The 18538-nt window shown below is 55.4% G+C and carries 13 protein-coding genes; 5 read left to right on the top strand and 8 right to left on the bottom strand.

The features are described from left to right. Window positions 1-32 precede the first annotated feature (32 nt). Both JWG43_RS04095 and JWG43_RS04100 read right to left on the bottom strand, forming a co-directional pair. Complete coding sequence (locus JWG43_RS04095) at window positions 33-299, bottom strand: HAD-IA family hydrolase (protein WP_205241546.1); 267 nt, start codon at window positions 297-299, stop codon at window positions 33-35. A gap of 71 nt (window positions 300-370) precedes the next feature. Beyond that, window positions 371-751: an HAD family hydrolase gene (locus JWG43_RS04100; RefSeq protein WP_205241646.1), complete on the bottom strand. Its 381-nt coding sequence runs from the start codon at window positions 749-751 to the stop codon at window positions 371-373. Between the two features lie 508 nt (window positions 752-1259). On the opposite strand from JWG43_RS04100, the gene JWG43_RS04105 reads away from it, so the two are divergent. Beyond that, the gene (locus JWG43_RS04105; protein WP_205241547.1) at window positions 1260-2117 is read left to right on the top strand and encodes a sulfide/dihydroorotate dehydrogenase-like FAD/NAD-binding protein; all 858 of its coding nucleotides are present in this window, start codon (window positions 1260-1262) and stop codon (window positions 2115-2117) included. A gap of 20 nt (window positions 2118-2137) precedes the next feature. Then, complete coding sequence (gltA, locus tag JWG43_RS04110; protein WP_205241548.1) at window positions 2138-3541, top strand: NADPH-dependent glutamate synthase; 1404 nt, start codon at window positions 2138-2140, stop codon at window positions 3539-3541. 307 nt (window positions 3542-3848) lie between these two features. Here the strand turns inward: gltA and JWG43_RS04115 are convergent, their stop codons facing one another. Then, complete coding sequence (locus JWG43_RS04115) at window positions 3849-4730, bottom strand: DMT family transporter (protein WP_205241549.1); 882 nt, start codon at window positions 4728-4730, stop codon at window positions 3849-3851. Window positions 4731-5289: 559 nt separating this feature from the next. Here JWG43_RS04115 and JWG43_RS04120 point away from each other — a divergent pair. Then, entirely contained in the window at window positions 5290-7425 is a 2136-nt protein-coding gene (locus tag JWG43_RS04120) for a hypothetical protein (protein WP_205241550.1), read from the top strand. Between the two features lie 269 nt (window positions 7426-7694). On the opposite strand, the gene JWG43_RS04125 is transcribed toward JWG43_RS04120, so the two are convergent. The 4 genes from JWG43_RS04125 to JWG43_RS04140 all read right to left on the bottom strand — a co-directional run bounded on the left by JWG43_RS04125 (window position 7695) and on the right by JWG43_RS04140 (window position 11476). Next, on the bottom strand, window positions 7695-8909 hold the full coding sequence (locus tag JWG43_RS04125; RefSeq protein WP_205241551.1) for a lytic murein transglycosylase: 1215 nt from the start codon (window positions 8907-8909) through the stop codon (window positions 7695-7697). 197 nt (window positions 8910-9106) lie between these two features. Then, on the bottom strand, window positions 9107-9844 hold the full coding sequence (locus tag JWG43_RS04130) for an ABC transporter permease (RefSeq protein WP_205241552.1): 738 nt from the start codon (window positions 9842-9844) through the stop codon (window positions 9107-9109). Next, window positions 9844-10845 carry an ABC transporter ATP-binding protein gene (locus JWG43_RS04135; protein ID WP_205241553.1) on the bottom strand — a complete coding sequence of 334 codons (1002 nt, stop codon included), beginning with the start codon at window positions 10843-10845 and terminating at the stop codon, window positions 9844-9846. The genes JWG43_RS04130 and JWG43_RS04135 overlap by 1 nt, the downstream gene beginning before the upstream one ends. Window positions 10846-10891: 46 nt before the next feature. Beyond that, window positions 10892-11476 (bottom strand): hypothetical protein, encoded by a 585-nt coding sequence (locus tag JWG43_RS04140; RefSeq protein WP_205241554.1) that lies wholly within the window; start codon window positions 11474-11476, stop codon window positions 10892-10894. A gap of 383 nt (window positions 11477-11859) precedes the next feature. On the opposite strand from JWG43_RS04140, the gene JWG43_RS04145 reads away from it, so the two are divergent. Both JWG43_RS04145 and JWG43_RS04150 read left to right on the top strand, forming a co-directional pair. Beyond that, entirely contained in the window at window positions 11860-12876 is a 1017-nt protein-coding gene (locus JWG43_RS04145; protein ID WP_205241555.1) for a DUF21 domain-containing protein, read from the top strand. A 314-nt stretch (window positions 12877-13190) separates the two neighbouring features. Further along, window positions 13191-15893 carry a cation-transporting P-type ATPase gene (locus JWG43_RS04150; protein WP_205241556.1) on the top strand — a complete coding sequence of 901 codons (2703 nt, stop codon included), beginning with the start codon at window positions 13191-13193 and terminating at the stop codon, window positions 15891-15893. 140 nt (window positions 15894-16033) lie between these two features. Here the strand turns inward: JWG43_RS04150 and katG are convergent, their stop codons facing one another. Continuing rightward, the gene (katG, locus tag JWG43_RS04155) at window positions 16034-18232 is read right to left on the bottom strand and encodes a catalase/peroxidase HPI (protein WP_205241557.1); all 2199 of its coding nucleotides are present in this window, start codon (window positions 18230-18232) and stop codon (window positions 16034-16036) included. Between the last annotated feature and the right edge of the window lie 306 nt (window positions 18233-18538).

Below are 18538 nucleotides of genomic sequence, written 5' to 3' on the forward strand. Positions count from 1 at the left end.
ATCAGGAAGACGGGCCGTCGCCCCCGTCTTTTTTAAAACAACAGCATAGAGAGGTCGTTGACCACTACATCGGGTTTGTCCGTTGCCGTAGCAACAGCTGCGGATGTGGCGAGACCGGTCAGGGTGAGAATAGTTTTCATGCCAACGCGACGAGCACCGGCGATGTCGGTTTCGAGGTTATCGCCAATTAACAGGCAGCAATTCGGAGGGACTTGGAGGCGATGACAGATGTCTTCAAAAAACCAAGGTTCCGGCTTGCCACAATAGGTTGCCGGCAAGTTGGTGGCATTAGCAAGCATTGCTGTGACTCCACCGGCTCCGATTTCAAAACCGCGCGGGGTCGGATAGGCACGGTCAGCGCACAACCCGATCAGACTGGCCCGGCCCCCCGCATCAGCAGTCGCAGTGCTATTTGCAGACGAAACGGTGTGGCACATCCATGGGCCAGGCCGGCGGCCAGCACCGCGTCACAGTCTTCGCATTTATCATCCGTGAGAATGGCGCGACCGCTGAGCAATTCATCGATGGATGGATTGGCGATATTGAAGACCCTGGCTCCCGGACCGAACGTGTCGAGAATGTAATCACAGGCTGCAGCCGCGGCTGTCAGAATAGTCTCCTCGGTCACAGTGAGACCCATTGCGGCCAGTCGTCGAACCACTCCGGCCGGTGATGAGCTGGAATTACTTATAAATCCATGGATAAGCCCGCTTTTCTGTACTTGCTGTACCAGGGGAACAGCACCGGGCAGGGGAGATGCTCATGCCAGAACGTGCCGTCCAGATCAAAAAGGATTGCCGCAAAATCTCGCAGGTCCAGATTCAGGTCAGAATTAATGATCATGGCTGAAACGTGTCGATGAAGGGAAAAGGCATGGTTGGGGCTATAACGGCAGACCGGTGGGTGGGAGGGCAATAATGGGGGGAAGGCTTTTTTTTCTTTCCTTTTGTCCCTGCAGTGGGGTACTTTTTCGATTCTTCTTCATGGGCCTTTGACCATTGCTTCGAGAAGAGGGCAAAGAACTATCGGGCACTTTCTGGTTGGATCGCATCAGATACCACAACACGCCTCAGTCGTCACGTGTTCAGGAAATATTGCAGTGTGGTCGGCGGGCCATGCCACGTCACCCTGCATCGGTTCCCCCCGCATGTTCTGCGTTTGTGGTCAAATAAGAAACATATCAGTTTGTTGAGAGAGATACGCGGAAAAATAAACTCCACAGTTAGGGAGTCGGGAAACTTTTTAATAGAGGAGAGACCATGTTTACAATCGTACGACGGGAGGAGCTGGTGCCGTCCTCTGTCATTCTTCATGAGATTGAGGCCCCGAGAATTGCCCGTAAGGCCAAGCCAGGTCAATTTGTGATCCTCAAGGCTACAGAGACCGGAGAACGTATTCCTCTGACCATGGCGGATACTGATGCTGACGCGGGAACTGTCACCGTAATTTTCATGGTGGTGGGTAAATCGACCTCCCTCTTTGCCACCCTGTATGAGGGCGATGCTTATTCAGATCTTATCGGCCCTCTGGGGCGTCCCACGGATATTGAAAAAGTGGGCCATGTGGTCTGCGTCGGCGGCGGCACGGGTATAGCCGTTCTGCACCCGATTGCTCGGGCCATGAAAAAGGCGGGCAACAGAGTCACCACTATCCTGGGGGCCCGCAATGTCGATTTCATGATTCTAAAGGAAAAGATGAATGCGCTTTCCGACACTTTTATTCCCATGAGTGATGACGGTTCCACCGGCAGGCAAGGTTTCGTCACTGATGCCCTGAAGGAGATCCTGATCACCGACAAACCGGACCTGGTGGTGGCCATAGGTCCGGTGCCGATGATGAAGGCGGTCAGTGAACTGACTCGAACCGATGGGATCCATACCCTGGTGAGCCTGAATCCGGTTATGGTGGACGGAACCGGTATGTGCGGCGGATGCAGGGTCACGGTGGGTGATCAGACCAAGTTTGCCTGCGTTGACGGACCGGAATTTGACGGCCACAAGGTTGATTTTGACGGTCTATCCCAACGCCTGCAGGCCTATAGAAAAGTGGAAACAGAAGCCATGGAGGACCATCGTTGCCGCATGGAAGCTCAGGCCAGAAAAATCGAACAGGCATAAGGTAAGTGGAGAAAAAGGGTATGCAGGAAACCAAAAAAACAACCAAGGAACGGCATCCCATGCCGGAGCAGCCTCCGGAATTGCGCCGCCACAATTTTTTGGAAGTACCCCTTGGGTACACGGAAGAGATGGCCAGGGCCGAGGCGTCCCGCTGTATCCAGTGTAAAACTCCCCAATGCGTTCTAGGCTGTCCCGTGGCGGTTCCCATTCCAGCTTATATCAAAGCCATTGCCGAAGGCCGGTTTGCCGAGGGAATTCGGGCAATCTGGGAAAAAAATGCCCTGCCCGCGGTGTGTGGCCGGGTATGCCCTCAGGAGATCCAGTGCGAAGGCCGCTGTATTCTGGGGAAAAAAGGGAGCCCTGTGGCCATCGGACATCTCGAGCGTTTTCTCGCTGACTGGGAAAGGGCCAATGGCGACGGGTCGTTACCGGCCAAGGAAGCACCGACCGGGAAAAAAGTCGCCGTGGTCGGCAGTGGACCCGCGGGGCTCACGGTGGCGGGAGATCTGGTGTTGAAGGGCCATGATGTGACTATTTTCGAGGCCTTTCACAAACCAGGGGGAGTTTTGGTTTATGGTATCCCGGAATTCCGCTTGCCCAAGGCCATCGTCGAGGCAGAAGTGAAAACCCTGGAACAACTGGGAGTGACCATTGCCTGCAATACGGTGGTGGGCCGGGCCGTGGACGTCAGCGAACTGCTGGAAGAAGGATTTGATGCCGTTTTTGTCGGGGTTGGCGCCGGACTTCCCCGTTTTATGAATATACCGGGAGAAAATCTCATCGGGGTTTACTCCGCCAATGAGTACCTGACCCGCGCCAATCTCATGAAAGCCTATGACCCGCTCTATGACACACCCATGGTACCGGGCCGTAATGTCGTGGTGGTGGGTGGCGGTAATGTCGCCATGGACGCTGCTCGGACCGCCCTGCGCATGGGGGCTGAATCGTCGAAGATCGTGTATCGGAGATCCCGGGAAGAAATGCCTGCCAGGGTGGAAGAAGCCCATCATGCCGAAGAAGAGGGCGTGGAATTTCTGTTGCTGTCCAGCCCATTGCACTTTGACGGGAGCAGTGATGGCCGCCTGACCTCGGTAACCTGCGAGCGCATGACCCTCGGAGAACCCGATACATCCGGCCGGCGTAGACCGGTGCCACTCGAAGGTTCGGAGTTCACGATGGACTGTGACCTTGCCATCATTGCCGTCGGTTCCGGAGCCAATCCTCTGTTGACCAGTTCCGAACCGTCGATCCGCCTCAACCGTTGGGGCAACATTGAGGCTGACCCTGAAAATGGAAAAACCTTTATGCGGGGTGTCTGGGCCGGTGGGGATATTGTCACTGGGGCCGCAACCGTGATCCTGGCCATGGGGGCCGGAAGAAAGGCCGCGGACAGTATCCATGACTATTTAACCCGAGGCTGGTAGCGGTGTTGCTGGCTGCGGAACAGGCTCTGGTGGGCCTGCGCCGGGGTGAAACTCGCGTACGGCTCTGTACCTTTGAACACTTGCAGGATGTGGTCGGTTTTTCATACTACTGAAATTTTCTGAAAAAATATCATGCCGCCATCCGCATCATGGCGGACACAATCGTATTAATCATCGTCCAACCGTATTACTCTGTCGTTGATGGTCCAGTATCATCCTCCTGAGGCAATTGCTGATCGTGCCCCTTGAACCGGCGACTGCAGCCTGAAGAGTAAAACAAACGTTCAACCGTCACTGATTCAAGGTATCAGCCCCGCGGGCGGGATGCTTCGGGGCCGGAGACTGTGAACCAGGCCTTGAGGGTCCCGCTGACAACAATCAGCAGGCAACCGGCGCATTGCAATGGTGACAGGGACTCATTGAACAGTGTCCACCCAAAAACGACCACGGCAATAGGTTCGAAATACGCCAGAGTACCGAAGGTGGCGGCGGGCAGACGACTGAGGGCGATCACCGCACAGAGGATGGCAAAAAAACCGGGAACCAGCCCGGTGGCAGCCAGCCAGGGCCAGGTAGAGAGAGGCAGTTCCGGCCGGTGCAGGAGGCTGAAAGGCAGAAGCAGCAGACCGCCGATAAGCAATTGATGGAAAGTGCGGGTGTAGACGTGGATCGACTGATCGATACTCCGATTGATGAGGATAAAGGCCGCGTAGCAGCACATTGACAGCAGGCCGAAAACAAGGCCTTTGCCCAGGTTTTCGTCCCCGCTGAAATCAATGCGAAACTCCATCATCATCATGAAGCCGAACAGGGTCAGGCTGATGAGAAAAGTGCTTGCACGGGTCAGGCGCTCACCAAGGAAACAATGGGCGTAGATTGCGGTGACCGGGGGGGCCAGATAAAGCAGCATGACTGCATTGGCCATGGTGGTGTACTCCATGGCTCGAACATAACAGATGATGAGGCCTGCCAGCATGGTGCCGTTCAGCAGAACCGGCCAGGAGGACCGCGACCATGCCAGATGCAGGCGACTGGTGGCGACAAGAAAAAGCAGCATGAAGCCGGCACCGATGGTCAGACGGAAAAAGGTGAACGTCTCGGCCTCAAGGCCGGTGGCCCTGGAAAAAATGCCAACCGTACCCATGAAGAGGGCGGCGAGGATGGCAGTGACGATTCCGGTTGTGTTCATGAGGTCAAAACCCTCAATTCGTGACGGCCGGACACTTGTATTGGATATATCATGCTGTAATCAGGATACAATTGCAGCGGAATCCTTGATGACAACCTTCCCCGGCCGCCCTTCGGGGCGTCCGTCCGCGCGCCACCTTCATTGCCCGAAACCGCTCGATAAAGTGTCTTTTTATCGAACACTCACAGACAATACAGCTGACGCACGGATAAACACTCACGGATGCAGGAATATGAGATGTTTTTGGCGATGAAGTAGACGTTCCAGTGGTAATATTTGCAACGTTCGGGCAGAGAGTTTTTTACACGGTGACCCTCATGGCCATACACCGTCCACCGGTTCAGCGCAAGAGGGCTTTTCCAGCACCACTCTTTCCCCAGAAACGATAACGTATTCAGGCTTCCCTCCAGGCAGGAGATCCTGGCCTCGTGTGAACAGTTATCGGATCCGGTCCCCTGAAACGTTTTTCTCGTGCGTTTTCCCTCAAATTTTGAACAGGTCGTCACGCCATATATCGCGCCACCTTTTCAACCACAAAATTTTGAGATGTGCCATACCCATGAATAGTAAAGACCATTTTTCCATGAATCCCTCGATGGAGGTACCTGCCATGATGACCATCAGTATTCGCTCCGCAATCCTGGCCGGCCTGCTTCTGGTTGGCGGAAGTACAGGCCTGGCCGGACAGGATGCCATGACCATTCCGCTGGAACGCGTTGTCTTGTTCCATTCCGGCGTCGGCTTTTATGAACATGCGGGCTCAGTGCGCGATGATACCAACATCTCCATGCGCTTCAACACCCGTGATATCAATGACCTGCTCAAGAGCATGGTCGTCCGGGATCTTGATGGCGGCCAGGTCGATGCGGTCAGGTACCCGTCCAGGGATCCGATAACCAAGACCCTGAGAACCTTTGCCATTGATCTGACGGCAGACCCCTCTTTGGCTGAACTGCTCGCCCAGGTGCGCGGTGAACGGGTCGAGGTGGAAATGCCCGCCAGGATCAGTGGCATTATTCTGGGCGTTGAAACCCGCCGCAAAAGAATCGGTGACAACGAGTTCATGGACGTCGACATCCTCAACCTGTTAACGGACAATGGCCTGCAGAGTGTTGCTCTTGATTCGGTCAGCAGCATCCGTTTGCTGAACGAGGCGCTGCAGGCTGAATTGGACATGGCCCTGAGTCTGCTGGCTTCGGCCCATGCCACCGATAAAAAGACTGTCACAGTGCAATTCACCGGCCAGGGAGAGCGACGGGTCAGGGTCGGGTATATTCAGGAATCACCTGTTTGGAAGACTTCATACCGTCTTGTCCTTGCCGGTGAAGAAACCCTGCTTCAGGGTTGGGCCATTGTCGAAAATACGTCCGAGCAGGATTGGCGCGGGGTTGATCTGACCCTGGTCAGTGGCCGGCCTGTTTCCTTTACCATGGACCTGTATGAACCGCTGTATCTGCCGCGGCCCGAGGTGCAGTTCGAGTTATTCACCTCGGTCCTTCCGCAGACCTATGGGCAGGATCTGAGCCGTCTGGGTCAGGTATTCGCTGATGAGCACGCTGCCGACCGGATGGCGGAGAGTCAGGTCATGCCCATGATGGCACCGTCACCAGCGGTAGGTTCGGGACAACCAGGGACGGTGGCGGACATCAGGAGGAGGACATTGAAGGATTTGTCCATGTCCCGGCCGGAGTCCATGGATCTACGCCGGGGGGTGCAGTCGGTCGCCGAAGGTATTGATGCCGGTGAATCATTCCAGTACAGGATACAGGCACCGGTTAACCTGCCTCGCCAGCAGTCCGCCATGCTGCCCATCGTCAACAGCGAAATCACCGGAGAAAAACTGGCTATCTACAATTGGTCAGTGCATGCCAAACATCCGCTCTCCGGTCTGCGCTTCACCAATACCACCGATCTGCACCTGATGCAGGGACCGATCACTGTCTTTGACGGTGGCGTCTATGCCGGAGACGCCCGGATCGAAGACATTCCTCCCGGCGGTGAACGGCTGATCAGTTATGCCATGGACCTCGATACCGAGGTTGTCCGCCAGGGGAAAAGTACCCCTGAGGAGTTGCGCAGTGTCAGGATTGTTAAAGGAACCCTGCATGCTGAACGCAAATTTCTCCGCAGTCAGGAGTATGTCATCAGGAATTCAGGTCGCACCGCCAGGACAGTTCTGATCGAGCAGCCGATTGAAGCCCAGTGGACATTGGTCAAGCCCTCCGAACCAGCTGAGAAGACCCGCGACTTCTATCGCTTTGCGGTTAGGGCCGAGCCCGGAAAACCAGCCGGTCTGCTGGTTGAGGAAGAACGGATTGACACCCAGCACATCCTGTTGACCAATATCGATGATGCCCTGATCCATCTCTATATGAAGGCAACAGTGGTCAGTGAACAGGTCAGAGAAGCCCTGGGGGAGGTGGTCGCACAGCGGCACCAGATTGAGCGGGTTGCAGGGCAGCGCCGGCAGTACGAACAGGAGATTCGCGGTATTGAACAGGACCAGGCCCGGATGCGTCAGAACATGGCGCAACTGGATCGGCAAAGCGAAGTGTATCGTGGCTATGTCAGAAAGTTCAGTGAGCAGGAGACACAGCTGGAAAAGCTGCGCCGGGAGATCGCAGACCTGCACAGGCAAGAACAAGACCTGCGTCAGGTCCTGGATGAATACCTGATGAATCTTGAGTTATCGTAGGCGAATGAAATGCTGACAGGTGCCTGAATCTGTGGCGGCTGGACTATGTTGGTCATATCTTACTGTCATCATATTGTCATTGCAGTAGAATCCTTGAAGGTAACCTTCACCAGCCGCCTTTCGGCGCGTTCGTCAGCATGCCATCTTCATTGCCCGTACCCGTCTGATAAAGTGTACTTTAATCGAACGGCCACGAACAACGAAGTTGGTGCATGGATGAACGTTCACGTGTCCGGGACAATATCTCGTTTAGGGACAGACACAGGCAGTTAACGGCGCAGGGCTCTCAGTTCCTTTTGCGTAGCCATGCCGGTGACAGGAAGACCGGCCTGAGCCTGGAAAGCCCGCATAGCCTGTTGCGATAGTGGTCCCAGGTCGCCGTCTATGGCTCCGGTGTAGAGGCCGCGGCGCTGCAGCAACTCCTGAACTTCTCTTTTTTCTTCGAAAGACAGGGCACCCGGAGGGCGGGGCCAATCCTGGACCATGCCTGCTTTGCCCGCCAATTGATCGGCAAGCAGTCCCACAGCCAAGGCGTAAAAATCAGAGTTGTTGTACCGTTTGATCACAAAGAAGTTCCGCATCAAGAGAAATGCCGGTCCTTCGGCTCCAGCGAGCATCTTCAGTTCTGCCCGTGCCTCCGGATCGGGATACCCCTTGCCATTGGGTCGGATAAAACCCAGCTGCCGCCACTGGGCCAGGGTTTTGGTCTCACCGTTGTATTGGAATCCGTTTGCTGGAGCTTTTGCTTCAAAGCCCCAGGGATGACCGCTGCGCCAGCCATTTTTCGCTAGAAGATTGGCAGCAGTGGCAAGAGCATCGGGGATGGAGTTCCAGATGTCACGACGACCGTTACCATCCATATCCACGGCATAGGCCAGGTAACTGGTGGGGATGAACTGGGTGTGGCCCATGGCACCGGCCCAGGAACCGTAGAGCTGCTCGGTCGTGATATCCCCTGCCTGTAGGATCTGCAAGGCAGCGATAAGCTGGGTGCGGGCAAATCGGGCCCGGCGTTGATCCGCATAGGCCAGGGTCGCCAGGGCCTGAGGGACATAATGAAGCAGACCCGGTCTTTCAAGAACAGCACCATAAGCTGATTCCATCGACCAGATAGCCAGGAGCAGATAACGATCGATTCCAAATCGCTGTTCAACGGCGGCTAGCGTATCGGCATGTCGTTGGGCCATGACAGCCCCGGTCTGCACGCTGCGATCATTGACCCGGGTGTCAAGATAGTCCCAGATAGCTGTCGTGAACTCGGGTTGGAAGTTAGCCTTGCGGATGACATCGGGATCAGGCTGCTCGATACCCGCAAAGGCCTGGGCATAGGTCCGTGAATTGATGCCTTCACGCGCGGCTTCAGCGGAAAATTCAGTCAGCCAATGACGGAACCCCGGGTCGGCAATACCTGTGGACGAGAGGAACATGATGCACAGGACGAGAGTTTTAATAAAGATGCAGCACCGATGGAAACGAGAAAACATAAACAAAACCTCAGCAATAATAAGACGATGAAAGACGTGTATTTCCTGTTCGGATCGATACAGCCCAGTGGATGCAGGCCAGCGATTCCATGAACCGGTATCCGCAATCAACTCTCTTCGGATACGGCAACAGCATAGCTAATTACTGAACCAGGGCGGGTTCCTCAAGGGTACCGGCTGAATTGCTGTTGCCCCAATCAGGTGATCCACTTTCGGTGGATGTTGCGGATACTGATAAAGAAGAGCAGGGCGCAGAAAATTGTCAGGATGAAAAAGTTGAGCGCCAAGGGCATCATATTGCCGCCATGCATGGCGCCATGCAGAATATCAGCCCCGTACGTCAGGGGCAGTACATACGCCAGAGGGCGGAGCAGCGTCGGCAGGGAGTCAATCGGAAAGAAGAGGCCGCAGAGGAATATCATTGGAAACCGGAAAAAATTAGAAAAGGTCTGGGCCTCGAAAATTTCGCTCACTGACACTGCGATGAACAGTCCCAGAAAGGTTGAAGCCACGGCAATCAGCACAATGGCAGGGAAGACGGCTGTCCAGGCAACCTGGGAAAGATCGGTGAGAAAGGATGCCAGAAAAATGGGGATCAGCGCATTGACCATGCCAAAGAGAATGGCGCCGCCGGTCTTGGCCAGCATGAGCATCTCCAGAGGAATAGGTGCCAGAAGCAGTCGTTCGAAGGAGCGATTCTTTTTTTCAAAAGTCACGGTCACCGCCAGCATGGAGGTGGCGCCGAACAGGATGGATATGGCTACGACACCGGGAAGCAAGGTTGAAATGCTGTCCATGCCGCTTCCGGACTTGATAAAGAACATACCTGTCCAGGCGACCGGGAAGAGCAGGCCCCAGCTGATGTTAGGCGGTTTAAGATAATAGGCCCGGAGATCTTTGAGCATGATATTCCATAGAGCAATTATCTGCCGCATCACTTGCCTCCTCTTTTACCGTTCTGCATGCTGTCCGGCTCGATCCCGGTGATGCGGACAAAGACTTCTTCCAGTGATGGTTGTCCCCGACGGGCCTCGATGACCTCGATTCCATGTTCTTCGCAGAAGCGAACCAGAGGAGCGATGTTGATCGGCCCTTGAGCTTCGACTCGGATCTGTTCTTCGGAGCAGGCTGAAAAGGTCAGGTGGGAGAAGGCAGCGGCAAGTTTCCGGGGCAGTTCGGGTGCCGGCATTGCGATGGAAAGCAGGAGAACATGTTGCGTCCGGACCGGTTGGAGCAGGTTGGCAACCGTGTCGACCTCGATAATTCGACCCTTGACAAGAAAGGCAATACGCTCACATAAACGTTCCGCTTCCTCGATGTAATGGGTAGTGAGAAAAATGGTCGTGCCGCTGCGATGCAGGTCGGCGATCAACTGTCGGATCCGGCGAGCACTGGCCACGTCAATACCGGTGGTTGGCTCGTCAAGAAAAAGCAGAGGAGGGGAATGGATAATTCCGGCGGCGATGGTCAGTTTCCGTCGCATTCCTTTGGAGTATCCGCCAAACTTGCGCCGTGCCGCATCCTGGAGGCCAAAGATTTCCAGCAGTTCCTCGGCCCGGTCCCGACGTTGCTGTTTGCGCAGGCCATACAGCGCGGCACAGAAACACAGGTTGTCGAACCCGGTGAGTTCCGGGTAAAGATTGCTTTCATCAGGAACAATGCCAATCAGATCCTGGGCAGCCTTGGGAGATCGTGAACAGTCGCGACCGGCAATGCGAATGTGGCCGGCGTCGGGTCTGGTCAGACCGGTGAGCATATTGATGGTGGTGGTTTTTCCGGCGCCGTTGGGGCCGAGAAAACCAAATAATTCTCCCTGGCGAACATCAAAGGAAATGCGGTCCACGGCGGTGATGCCGTTAAATGCTTTGGTTAGTCCGTCAACAACGATCAGGGATTCCTGTTCATCGGACGGATCTTGGTGATTGTCTGGTGTCATGCTGGAGGACTATAATGGCGGCGGCTTTTTGACGGAGGTGAGTCGTTTATCGAGTCAGGTTGTTGCTAAAGGATTCCGGAAGAGGCCTGAAGTTTCTTTCCTTATCGTCGTAAACGAATTGGCGGATGAAATCCAGATACTCCCGCTTACCCGCGGTTCTTCTTCGCACAGAACGATACACGGTGCCAAGGGCCGTGGCGATATCCAGCCGGTCAAGGTCTGCCAGTTCCTCCCGGATAGCCTCGCCGATCAGGGTGAACCCCTTTTGCTCCCGCTCGGTTTGGCAGGTGACAGTCGTGTCGTTGAAAAAATAGGTGTTCAGCAGTAATTCCAGGATGCTGGAGACCTGCCGGTCGGTGATCGTGCGATTTTCCTGTCGATCAAACCGACTCACCGCGGCTTCGATGGTTTCGGTTCGTCGCTGCCACTGGAGCGATCGAGCCATTTCATCAAGGGGGACGCAAGGGACCTTGCCATAGTTGCGGATGAGCCCCTCTTTAGCCAGAAATGAGCAATCTCCGCATCGCTCCTTGGTCCGGGTATCGCCGCAGCAGCCACTGCAGATCAGACCTCCGGCAAACAAGCACTTTCTTTTTCCTTTTCTGCCGTGACACAGCAGGCATTTGCTCATGGGACGGGTTCCTTTTTCACTTGATGTGGATCAGGTCCGGTGGTACAGGCCTCCTTATGGGTACCGGGAAGGCGGTAGGCCGGTCTTGAGAAATGGTTAGGGTACTCATTCTCTACCACGAAGATGGAAACTTGACAAGTCGGCAGCTTGTCTGTGACCGTTCGATTAATGAAGACTTTATCGGGCGGTTACGGGCAATGAAGATGGCGTGCGGACGGATGCCCCGAAGGGCGGCTGGTGAAGTTATTATCAAGGACTTCGTTGAAATTATATATTGATTACAGTTAGATATTTCCAATGCAAGAGTCCAGACGTCACGGATTCAGGTAATCTGTAACCAGTTCTCATCTCAATGATGAGGTTCGTTGTGGAGGGTTGAAAATATGGTATTCCTTTTCTGGTGCGGAATTTTTTTGTGCCTGTCACAGTCAGCCATTCTTTCCGGAATGAACCTCGGTCTTTTTTCGCTCAGCCGGATGGAGCTTAATGTCGCGGCCAGAAAAGGTGATCCGCGCGCCAAGCGGATCCTGTCGGTCCGTAAGGATGCCAATTTTGCCCTGGTCACTATCTTATGGGGCAATGTCGGCGTTAATGTGCTTCTGGCTTTGCTCTCGGGTTCCGTACTCCACGGGGTGGCTGCCTTCTTGTTTTCGACCGTGATTATCACGGTGTTTGCCGAGATCATCCCTCAGGCCTATTTCACCCGTCACGCCATGCGGTTGGCCTCTTTGCTGCTTCCTGTATTGCGTTGCTATCAGATCGTGCTGTACCCCGTGGCACGACCCACCGCCTGGCTGTTGGACCGCTGGTTAGGGGGCGAGGAGATGCGTTTTTTTCGGGAGCGGGATCTTCGTCGCTTGATTGAACTCCACCTTGAGGCCGCGGAAAGTGAGATCGATCTGGTGGAGGGGCAGGGGGCACTCAATTTTCTGGAAATGGATGACGTGCCGCTGAACCGTGAAGGCGAGATCGTCGATGAGAACAGTATCATCCGACTTGAATTCAAGGGCGATCGTCCGGTCTTCCCCTGTATACAGCCCAGTGCCACCGACTCATTCCTCCAGACCGTCAATCGCTCCGGCAAGAGCTGGGTGGTGCTTGCCGATCTGGCCGGAGAACCTAAACTGGTCCTCAATGCTGCGGATTTCACCCGTGAAGCCATCTTTACCATTGATCATTTCAATCCCCATAGGCACTGTCACCGGCCCATCATCGTCCGTAAGGCGAACGTGAAGCTTGGGGAGGTTATCCCGTGTTTTCAGGTGCGACCAGGCAGAATAGGTGATGACATTATCGAGAAAGATGTCATTCTGCTCTGGGATGGTCAACCGCGGATTGTGACCGGGACAGATATCCTTGGCAGGCTGCTGCGCGGTATTGCCCGCCCGCCTGCTGCTTGACAGGATACAATGACCATGTTTTCCGGGGATTGATAAACAGGTTCCCTCTGAGATTTGCTTATCAATCTCTTGCCGATTCTGAGTAGTGAATTATATTCATTGTCACCTGGAACCGTGAGCGTGTAGTCGTCACGGATTCAGGGTTCCGTAATCAAAGCAAGGCTGAACCGTTACGAATCACCGGAAATGTGGTGCAGTTATCCAACCCTTGCTTTTCCCAGTCCACCAAACTCTTGGTCCGTCGCTTCATCAAGGATTAGGACCATCGAACGACCTGGCGCGAATGCTCCTTTCATCCTCATGCAGAGATGCCCATGAAAAACAACAGCAAAACCCTGTTCCATGTTGATACTCCTTACGCTCTCGAAGCCGATGAGGTTGTCCGGCGCCTGGAGAGTCGCTCTTCCGGTCTGCACACTGAAGAAGCGAAGGAACGGCTGGCCGCCATTGGTCCCAATCGATTGCCGACTGCGCCCAAGGAGGGTTTGTTGAAACGGTTCTTCAAACATTTCAATGAACTGCTCATTTATATTCTTCTGGTGGCGGCGGTCGTTACCGCCCTCCTTGGGTACTGGATTGATACCGGCGTTATCCTGGCCGTGGTGGTGATCAACGCTGTAATCGGATTCATCCAGGAAGGGAAGGCCGAACAGGCCCTGGAGAGCATTCGCAAAATGCTCTCTCTTCATGCCCAGGTACGTCGGGATGGCCAATGGCTTGATGTTGAGGCCGACCAGTTGGTTCCCGGTGATGTGGTTCGCCTCCGTTCCGGCGACAGAGTGCCCGCCGATATTCGTCTGGTTGAAACCATCAATCTGCGTATCGAAGAATCGGCATTGACCGGAGAGTCGGTTGCCAGCGATAAACAAACAGCTTCTGTTGCCGCTGATGCCGGTATCGGCGATCGCCACGGCATGGCCTATTCTGGGACCATGGTCAGTGTCGGCCGTGGTATAGGTGTGGTCACTGCAACTGGTGTCGCCACTGAGTTGGGTCGAATCAATACCATGATTTCCGAAGTGGAGACCCTGGCCACGCCCCTGACCCGGCAGATGAACAGTTTTGGCCGTATTCTTGCCGTGGTGATTGTCAGCATGGCGGTGCTGCTTTTTCTGATTGGCCGTCTGCTCCATGGTTTTGCCTACGATGAAGTGTTTCTCGCTGCCATCGGCTTTGCTGTTGCCGCCATCCCCGAAGGCTTGCCGGCCATTCTCACCATCACCCTGGCTCTTGGGGTGCAGAGAATGGCGCAGCGGAATGCTATTACCCGTAAACTCAAGGCCATTGAAACCCTGGGTTCGGTCACGGTGATTTGTTCGGACAAGACCGGGACCCTGACCAAAAATGAAATGACCGTTCGCGACGTTGTCACCCGTTCCGGTTGCTACGATATTAAAGGGGCCGGCTATGCCCCGGAAGGCGAGATGATCCGCGAAGGTGAAGCGGCATCCCTTGAGAAACATCCTGATCTGCGGGCGCTGGTTGAGGTTGTTGCGGTGTGCAACGATGCAGAAATAGTCGAGGAGAATGGCCACTGGCGGGTCCTGGGGGAACCGACCGAGGGGGCCTTGCGTACCCTGGCACGAAAAGCGGGTTTCGAGCACGAAGCCTATGACCAACTGGCCGAGATTCCCTTCGAGTCGGAAAACAAATTCATGGCCACGCTCAATCGCGATCCCGAAGGCGAGGTGCGTATCCTGTTGAAAGGAGCGCCAGACCGCCTGTTGGACCGCTGTCAGAAGCAACTGGCCACCGACGGCAGCACGGAGGCCCTCCAGCGTTCTTTCTGGGAAGAGGAGGTCAAAAAACTCAGCAGCCAAGGCCTGCGGGTTCTTGCCGCAGCCTCCCGCGACGTGTGGACGGATATGAAGGATCTCAATCCGGAGGACCTTGAAGAGGGGATGGTTTTTATCGGTCTGGTTGGGATTTTGGATCCACCACGGCCGGAAGCCATCGATGCGATCCGGAGTTGTCGTCGGGCAGGTATCCGTGTCAAGATGATCACCGGCGACCATGCTGGCACGGCAATAGCCATTTGTCGGGAAATGGACCTGTCTGAAGCCGTACATGCCATTTCGGGAAAGGAACTGGAAGCCGCCTCGGATGAGGAACTGCGGCATCTGGTCCAGGAAAACGACATTTTTGCCCGTACCAGCCCTGAACATAAATTACGATTGGTGAAGGCACTGCAGGCCAATGGCGAGGTTGTGGCCATGACTGGGGACGGCGTCAACGACGCCCCGGCCCTCAAACGTGCTGACGTGGGAGTGGCCATGGGTATCAAAGGCACGGAAGCAACCAAGGAAGCGGCTGAAATCGTCCTGGCAGACGATAATTTCATCTCCATCGAGCACGCCGTGAAAGAGGGTCGGACCATCTATGACAACCTGCGCAAGGCCATCATGTTCATTTTGCCGACCAATGGCGCTCAGGGGCTGGTCATTCTCGCGGCCGTGGTTTTTGGCATGGTGCTGCCGCTGACACCGGTGCAGATTCTGTGGGTGAACATGGTCGTGGCAGTTACCCTGGCTCTGGCCCTGGCCTTTGAGCCGGCAGAGCCCGCTGTAATGACCAGACCGCCGCGTCGTCCGGATGCTCCGATTCTGGGTGCCATCTTTTTATGGCGGATTTTTTTTGTCTCGGTTCTCATCGGTGGGGCAACTATTTTTGTTTTCCTGGTCGAAAGAAGGCTCGACATGCCCTTGGATCAGGCGCGCACGCTGGCGGTAAACACCCTTGTTTTTGGCCAGATTTTCTATCTTTTCAATAGTCGCTTCCTGTATGAATCCAGCATGCACCTCCGGCAACTGTTCACCAATGGTATAGCCTGGTTGGCGGTGGCTATATTGATAGTGCTCCAATTGGCTTTTGTCTATGCGCCATTCATGCAGCACTGGTTTGGGACTGCCAGTCTTGAGTTGATCCATTGGCTGATCCCTGTGGCGATCGGCCTGGCCGTCTTTTTCATTGTTGAGATCGAAAAATCGATTACCCTCCGTATGAGGAATAATAGGTAATATACCCTGAGTCCGTGACAGCTCGACTCACGGTACGGTAAAAAAAAACACCGGTTCAGCTACGCTTCATTCCTGCTGCTGAACCGGTGGTGTCCTTGCTGTTTTCCGGCTCGGTGGAGCCGGCAGGGATGTTTCTTTTCCTATCTGGCGAGATCGAAACGGTCCAGGTTCATGACCTTGTTCCAGGCGGCGACGAAATCGTGGACAAATTTTTCCCTCGCGTCGTCCTGGGCATAGACCTCGGCCAGGGCTCGCAGTTGTGAGTTGGATCCGAAGATCAGGTCAACGCGGGTACCGGTCCACCTGGGTTCGCCTGTTGTACGGTCGCGACCCTCAAAAGCCTCTCGGGTCTCGGATGTGGGTTTCCATTCGGTGGCCATATCAAGCAGGTTGACGAAGAAGTCGTTGGTCAGCGTGCCGACCTGGTTAGTGAAGACACCATGCTGTGACTGACCTGCGTTGGCACCCAGTACCCGCAGGCCACCGACCAGTACGGTCATCTCCGGAGCACTCAGGGTGAGCAGTTGGGCCTTGTCCACCAGCATTTGCTCGGGCGAGACCGTGTATGCCTTTTTCTGATAATTGCGGAAGCCATCTGCTTCCGGCTCCAGCAAGGCGAATGACTGCACATCGGTCTGTTCCTGGAGAGCATCGGTGCGACCGGGAGTGAAGGGTACCTCGACAGGGTACCCACCCGCCTTGGCCGCTGCTTCAACCGCCGCGCATCCAGCCAGCACGATGAGGTCGGCCAGGGACACTTTCTTGCCGTCTGTCTGCGCATCGTTGAAAGATTTCCGAATGGCCTCAAGTGCGCCCAGCACCTTGGCCAACTGGGCCGGCTGGTTGACATCCCAGTCCTTCTGCGGGGCCAGGCGAATGCGGGCGCCGTTGGCACCGCCGCGCTTGTCCGAACCACGGAAGGTGGAGGCCGAGGCCCAGGCAGTGGCGATCAGTTCCGCCACCGTCAGGCCGGATGCCAGAATTTTGCCCTTGAGGTCGGCGATGTCGTTGGCATTGATCAAGGGATGATCGACCGCCGGAACCGGATCCTGCCAGATCAGGTCTTCATCCGGGACTTCCGGGCCAAGGTAGCAGGCCTTGGGGCCCATGTCACGGTGGATCAGCTTGAACCAGGCGCGGGCAAAGGCATCGGCGAATGCCTCCGGATCCTGGTGAAAACGGCGGGCAATGGGCTCATAGATCGGATCAAAACGCAACGACAGATCGGCTGTGGTCATCATGGGCCGGTACTTCTTCGCTGGATCGTGGGCTCCGGGAATCAGGTGCTCCTCCTTGACGTCCTTGGCCAGCCATTGTTGGGCGCCGGCCGGGCTCTTGACCAGTTCCCACTCATAGGTAAATAGCATATCCAGGTAGCCCATGTCCCATTTGGTGGGGTTGGGCTTCCATGCGCCTTCGATCCCGCTGCTGGTAGTGTCTCCTCCCTTACCTGTACCCAAAGCGTTCTTCCAGCCGAACCCCTGCTCCTCAATCGGCGCAGCCTCGGGTTCCGGGCCAACCAGGCTCGGATCACCGGCACCGTGGCACTTGCCAAAGGTGTGGCCACCGGCAACCAGGGCAACAGTTTCCTCGTCGTTCATCCCCATACGGGCAAAGGTTTCCCGGACGTCGCGACCTGAGGCCACCGGGTCGGGGTTACCGTTGGGACCTTCGGGGTTGACATAAATCAAGCCCATCTGCACAGCGGCCAGCGGGTTTTCGAGTTCACGATCACCGCTGTAGCGCTTGTCACCCAGCCATTCGGATTCAGAGCCCCAATAAATGTCTTCTTCGGGCTGCCAGATGTCCACCCGACCGCCACCGAAGCCGAATGTCTTGAACCCCATGGATTCCAGGGCACAGTTGCCTGTGAGGACAAGCAGGTCGGCCCAGGAGATCTTGTTGCCGTACTTCTGCTTGATCGGCCAGAGGAGCCGGCGCGCTTTGTCAAGATTGACGTTGTCCGGCCAACTGTTGATGGGGGCAAAACGTTGATTACCGGTACCGCCACCACCACGTCCGTCAGAGGTGCGGTAGGTGCCGGCGCTGTGCCAGGCCATGCGGATGAACAGGCCGCCGTAGTGGCCCCAGTCGGCGGGCCACCATTCCTGCGAATCGGTCATCAGGGCGTACAGATCCTTCTTCAGGGCGGCCATGTCGAGTTTTTTAAATTCCTCTGCGTAGTTGAAATCAGGCCCCAGCGGATTGGAGGCCGGTGCATGCTGATGGAGAATGCCCAGGTTCAGCTGGTTGGGCCACCAATCACGGTTTGAGGTGCCTTTGGCTGCCGGATGATCGTGTCCTTTGCCCGTTACCGGGCACTTGCTGTTTTCGCTCATCTTTGTTCTCCTTGTGATTTTTTAAGGGGGTCGGAAAGTGGACCTCGCGGTTCCAAGCAGGCTAGCTGCTTCGGAACTTGAAACCCTCAATGGTTGCGACCACGGTCAAGCGAAGGTCAACAAACTCTTGTTTGTGGATATCGGCACGTCTCACTTCTCACCACAAGCAGGTCAACAATAGCCTTGCCCGGTTTCTGAGCAGCTCATGCCGATACGTGGAGATGCCGAACGACATCCTCGATTGATGGTCGATATACTACTGTCCATAGGTTTGCATGTCAATATTAAATAGGAAAGATTCCGAAA

This window comes from Desulfobulbus alkaliphilus, from assembly GCF_016918545.1.
Taxonomy (GTDB): domain Bacteria; phylum Desulfobacterota; class Desulfobulbia; order Desulfobulbales; family Desulfobulbaceae; genus Desulfobulbus; species Desulfobulbus alkaliphilus.